This window comes from Phytoactinopolyspora endophytica, from assembly GCF_004138495.1.
Lineage (GTDB): Bacteria > Actinomycetota > Actinomycetes > Jiangellales > Jiangellaceae > Phytoactinopolyspora > Phytoactinopolyspora endophytica.
This window is the reverse complement of record NZ_ML142852.1, coordinates 48,103-52,915: the sequence shown is the minus strand read 5'-3', so window position 1 is coordinate 52,915 and position 4,813 is coordinate 48,103. Positions and strand designations below refer to the sequence as shown.

The following is a 4,813-nucleotide window of genomic DNA, read 5'->3' as shown; positions in this document are numbered from 1 at the left end:
CCTCCACAGGGGGTGTGTCGGGGGGTGCGTGGGGGGCGGAGCCCCCCGCAGGGGTGTCGGGGGGTGCGTGGGGGGCGGAGCCCCCCGCGGGTATCACCACGTGGGTCTCGACCCGGTCGTCGCTCATGGGCAGCAGACGGACACCTCGCCCTTCCAGGTGACCCAGCCAGCGATCACAGAGTGCTTCGGTGACCGCGGACAGCGGGTAGCCGGCAGCGAGCATCTGCGTGCGGACCAGATGGGTGGCGATGTCCCTGTCGCCGAGGGTGAACCACAGCGGGTGCGCGCCATACGCAGCGAGCTCTTCCGCGACCGAGTGGGTCTCGCCGGCACGCCCCCACCCCTGGCCCTCGTCGATACCGCCGCCCAGCGTGTACATCACGGTATCCAGGTCCGGACTGACGTGCATGCCGTGCAGAGTGATGTCGTCGGCGGTGTTGCCGATCACGGTGACCTCGGCGTCGGGTACGGCGTGCAGCAGGCCGCGGAGGAAGCGCGCGCCGCCGATGCCGCCGGCCAGTGCGGTGATTCTCAACACGTCTCGACGCTACGCTGGGAGGGTTCCATGATCATCAACGGGTGGCGATACTGCGGTAAGCCAGCGGTCAGTGGTCATCGGGCACACGTGATTCAAGCATCAACCGAACGGTCAGACGATCTTGAACTTAGAACATTTACCATGGTTCCGCTTGACGGGCATGTATTGCAGCCATGTAATTTCGTACGTGTCGTTCGGTACTTCGTGGCTTCGACCACCACGAGGTGCCACGGGGGCCGGCTCTCTACGGGGAGCGCGGATACGGTCGAAGGAGGCGAGCCATGTGAGTGAGTGGGACGAATTAGAGCTCCTGCTCGGAGGCGACGCCGAGGAGGCGGGCTGGCAGGAGCGAGCGCTCTGTGCTCAGACTGACCCGGAGGCGTTCTTCCCAGAGAAGGGCGGCTCTACCCGGGAAGCCAAACGAGTGTGCCTATCGTGTGAGGTGCGATCGGAGTGCCTGGAGTACGCCCTGGCGCATGACGAGAGGTTCGGCATCTGGGGCGGCCTCTCGGAGCGCGAACGGCGCAAGTTGAAGAAGCGCGCGGGCTAGTTCGGGGCTGCCAGGCCTCACCCGCGTCGCTGCGGACAGCTAGGCGAGCCGTTCGGCGGTGGCTCGTTGCGCCCTCTGGGGGCGTTGCCGCGGCGCCGAATGCTGCTCGAGGCCGTATCTCGGCGTATGGTTGGCGGTCGGCGTCTCCAGTGCGCACCACTGGAAGGAACGGACCGACAACTACGACGACGAGGCATGGCAACCGAGCAGAACATCTCCGCCGCCGGCGAGACCACGCCGGGCATCTACGGCGACGAGGGCTATGGCAGGGACCCCGCACTCGACGCGTTCACCGGGCAGATCGCCGAAGTCGCCCCGGTCAACCCGGCTGAGCTGCACTCGCATGACGTCACTGCCGTCCTGGTCGCACACAACGGGAGCCGGTGGCTGCCGCGGGCCTTGGAAGGGCTCGCCGCGCTCGTTCACTCCCCGGACCGGATCATCGCCGTCGACACGGGCAGCCGGGACGACACCTCCCAGCTGCTGACAGCGGCTCTCGGCGCCCCAGCCGTGGTATCGGCGCCTCGGTCGACCGGGTACGGCGCGGCTGTGGCCCAAGGGCTGCAGGCCGCGGACGAGATGGCCGCCGCCACCAGGCGAGGCGTCATGGCCGCTGAGCGCACGGAGTGGATCTGGCTACTGCACGACGACTGCACGCCCGCACCGGATGCGTTGCGCCATCTCCTGGAGACGGCAGTGCGCCGACCGGACGCGGGCGTCATCGGGCCGAAGGTCCTCAGCTGGCGCGGTGACCGTCAGCTGCTGGAGGTCGGTCTCACCGTGTCCGGCAGCGGTCGCCGGCACACCGGGCTCGATCGGCGCGAGTATGATCAGGGCCAGCACGACATCACCAAGGACGTGCTGGCGGTCGGAAGTGCCGGCATGCTGGTGCGCCGCGACGTCTGGGACGAGCTCGGCGGCTTCGATCCGGTGCTGTCGGTCTTCCGGGACGACATCGACTTCTGCTGGCGCGCCAACCGCGCCGACCACGGCGTCGTGCTCTCTCCCGAGGCGGTGGTCCATCACGCAGAGGCCGCCGCGCACGGGCGCCGCAGGCTCGGCACCACCCGGCTGCGCCCGCACCTGGCGGACCGACGCAACGCGCTGTATGTCGTGCTGGTCAACTCTCGCCTGCTCTGGCTTCCGTTCTTGCTCCTGCGGGTCCTGGTGGGCGGTATCGGGCGATCGTTCGGCTTCCTGCTGGGCAAACAGCCCGCCTTGGCCGTGGAGGAGCTGGGCGCGGTGATCGGCGTTCTCGGCCGTCCGGACCGGCTGATCCGAGGGCGAGCCCGCCGCAGACATCTCAGAGGACGTTCGCCGGCACAGTTGCAGCCGCTCTTTCCGCCGCACGGCCAGCAGCTCAGGAATGCCGGTGAGAACCTCCTGGCGCTGCTGAGCGGTTCCGGTTCAGGGCATGACGTGTCCGGGGCGTCGCGGCGGGCCAGCGGCACCGACGACGACGACGTACCCACCACCGACGACGCGTTCCTGCTGCGCTTCGTGCTGCATCCGCTGATGCTGGCCGGCGTCGCGCTGCTTCTGCTGACGCTGCTGGCGGTACGCGACCTGATCGGCGGCGGGCACCTGATGGGCGGTGCCCTGTTGCCCGTGGTGACGGAGCCGTCCGGCCTGTGGCGTAGCTACACGGAATCCTGGCACGGGGTCGGGCTCGGTAGCCCCACACCGGCCCCGCCCTACCTCGCCGTGGTGGGACTCCTCGCCTCGGTGGTCCGCAGCGCTACGCTTGCGGTCGATCTGCTACTGCTGGGCTCGGTCCTCCTCTCCGGGGTCACCTCCTACTTCCTGTTGCGCCGGCTGGTGACGGGACGCTGGCTGCGGCTCTGGGGAGCCGTCACGTACGGGCTCCTCCCGGCGCTCACCGGTGCCATCGCGGCCGGCCGGATCGGCACAGTGGTCGCTACGATCCTGACTCCGCTGCTGGTGTTGGCGCTGTACCGCACGTTCGGCCGTCCCGGCGAGCCTGGGCCGTTCCGCGCGGCGTGGAGCGCCGGGCTGATCCTCGCGGTCATGGCGGCGTTCGTCCCGCTCGCCTGGATTCTGGTGTTCGTCATCGGCGTCGGCGGAGTGGCGACGGTTTACCGGGATCGGGCGTCGGCGGTTCGCCTGGCGGTCATCCTGGCGATCGTGCCCGTGGTTCTGGTGCCGTGGAGCGGGAACGTGCTCAGCGATCCGGTGCTCCTGGTCACCGAGGCCGGTATGCCCGGTCCCGGCCTCTCCGAAGACGAGCTGGCACCGTGGTCGGTCCTGCTTCAGCAACCGGGCGGGCCGAGCGGTGCGCCGATCTGGCTGGGTGCCGGGCTCGTCCTGGCCGGTTGGGCCGCACTGCTGCGTTCCGAGCGACGGCTGGTGGTCGGTACGGCCTGGGCCGCGGCCAGCACGGCGTTGGTCGCCGGCGTCGCGGTGTCCCGGCTGGCGGTTACCGGTCCCACTCTGGAGACACCGGTCTCGGGATGGCCCGGGTATCCGGCGGTGGTGGTCGGCGGTGCCCTGATCGTGGCCGCGGTCGTGGCGGGTGAAGGCGCCCGGTCCTGGCTGGCCCGGAGCAGCTTCGGATGGCTGCAGCCGCTGATCGCGGTGGCCGCTGCCGGTGCCGTGGCGGTTCCGTTGATCGGTGCCGTCTGGTGGGTTGTGGACGGTGCCGACGACCCGCTGGAGCGCCGGGACCCGGAGGTCCTCCCGGCGTACATCGCGACCGAGGCCGAACAGCCGGAGCGTATTCGGACGCTGGTGCTCAGCCGCGCCGACGACGGCCGTGTGACCTATTCGCTGCTGCGCTCGTCCGGACCGCGGATGGGCGACGCGGAGTCGGGCCCGGAACCGGAGAGGTACGAGCCTTTGGACGAGACGGTGGCGGACATCGTCTCCGGCCGTGGAGGCGCCGACGGCGCCCGGCTGGCCGAGTTCGCCGTGAAGTACCTGTACCTCAATGCGCCGTTCGATCCTGATCTTGCGGACATCCTGGACACCGTGCCCGGTCTCGCCCGGGCCAGCGCGCCGGATGGAGCCGCGATGTGGCGAGTGGATCAACCAGTGGGCCGTGCGCGGCTGGTCGAACCGGAGCCGGACGAGCCCGCGTCCGAACCCGCGGACGATCCCGTGGTGGTGCCGACCGAAGCGATCGGAACCACCACGGACGTGCCGGAAGGTGGGCAAGGTCGGCTGCTGGTGCTGTCCGAGATCGCCGACAGCGGATGGTCCGCAACTCTGGATGGGTCCGAGCTGAACCCTGTGGTGTATGACGGCTGGGCACAGGCCTTCGAGATCGGCGCGGACGGCGGCGAGCTCGAACTGTCCCACCAGGGCACGCAGCGTGCTGGAGTTCTTCTGGTGCAACTTGGCGTGGTGATCATCGTGACGGTGCTGGCACTGCCCGGGATCCGGCGTGAGAAGGGCGCCGTGGACGACGCCTCGGAGATCGACCTCGACGAGCCGACGTCGCCGGACCTTCCAGTGGTCCGCGACCGTCCCGACGGGGCCGGCGCGCCCCTGCCGGCGCGCGCCGGCGTTGCTCCGCCGGACGCCACTGGGCCGGCTGGCGACGAATGGTTCGGGCCGTCGGCGGATGAACCCGCTCCGCCGTCGGCGGCGCCTGGTGCGCCGTCTGAGCCCGTCTGGCGGGGACAGTCACAGGAACAGACTGAAGAGCCCGGATACGACCGCCCGGTGGCTCCGGCCGAGCCGGGCGCGTCATCCGGGGCCAGCCG

At 70.1% G+C, this 4,813-nt stretch carries 3 protein-coding genes; 2 read left to right on the top strand and 1 reads right to left on the bottom strand.

All coding sequences use genetic code 11. The features are described 5' to 3' along the window. Positions 1 to 535: 2-phospho-L-lactate transferase CofD family protein (locus ELR45_RS08615; protein ID WP_205856259.1), on the bottom strand; the 535-nt coding region annotated here is incomplete at its 3' end. A gap of 286 nt (positions 536 to 821) precedes the next feature. Here ELR45_RS08615 and ELR45_RS08610 point away from each other — a divergent pair. Both ELR45_RS08610 and ELR45_RS08605 read left to right on the top strand, forming a co-directional pair. After that, positions 822 to 1,088: a WhiB family transcriptional regulator gene (locus tag ELR45_RS08610; protein WP_165367608.1), complete on the top strand. Its 267-nt coding sequence runs from the start codon at positions 822 to 824 to the stop codon at positions 1,086 to 1,088. A 195-nt stretch (positions 1,089 to 1,283) separates the two neighbouring features. Continuing rightward, the coding region (locus ELR45_RS08605) for a glycosyltransferase (RefSeq protein WP_165367607.1) at positions 1,284 to 4,813 on the top strand (3,530 nt) is incomplete at its 3' end.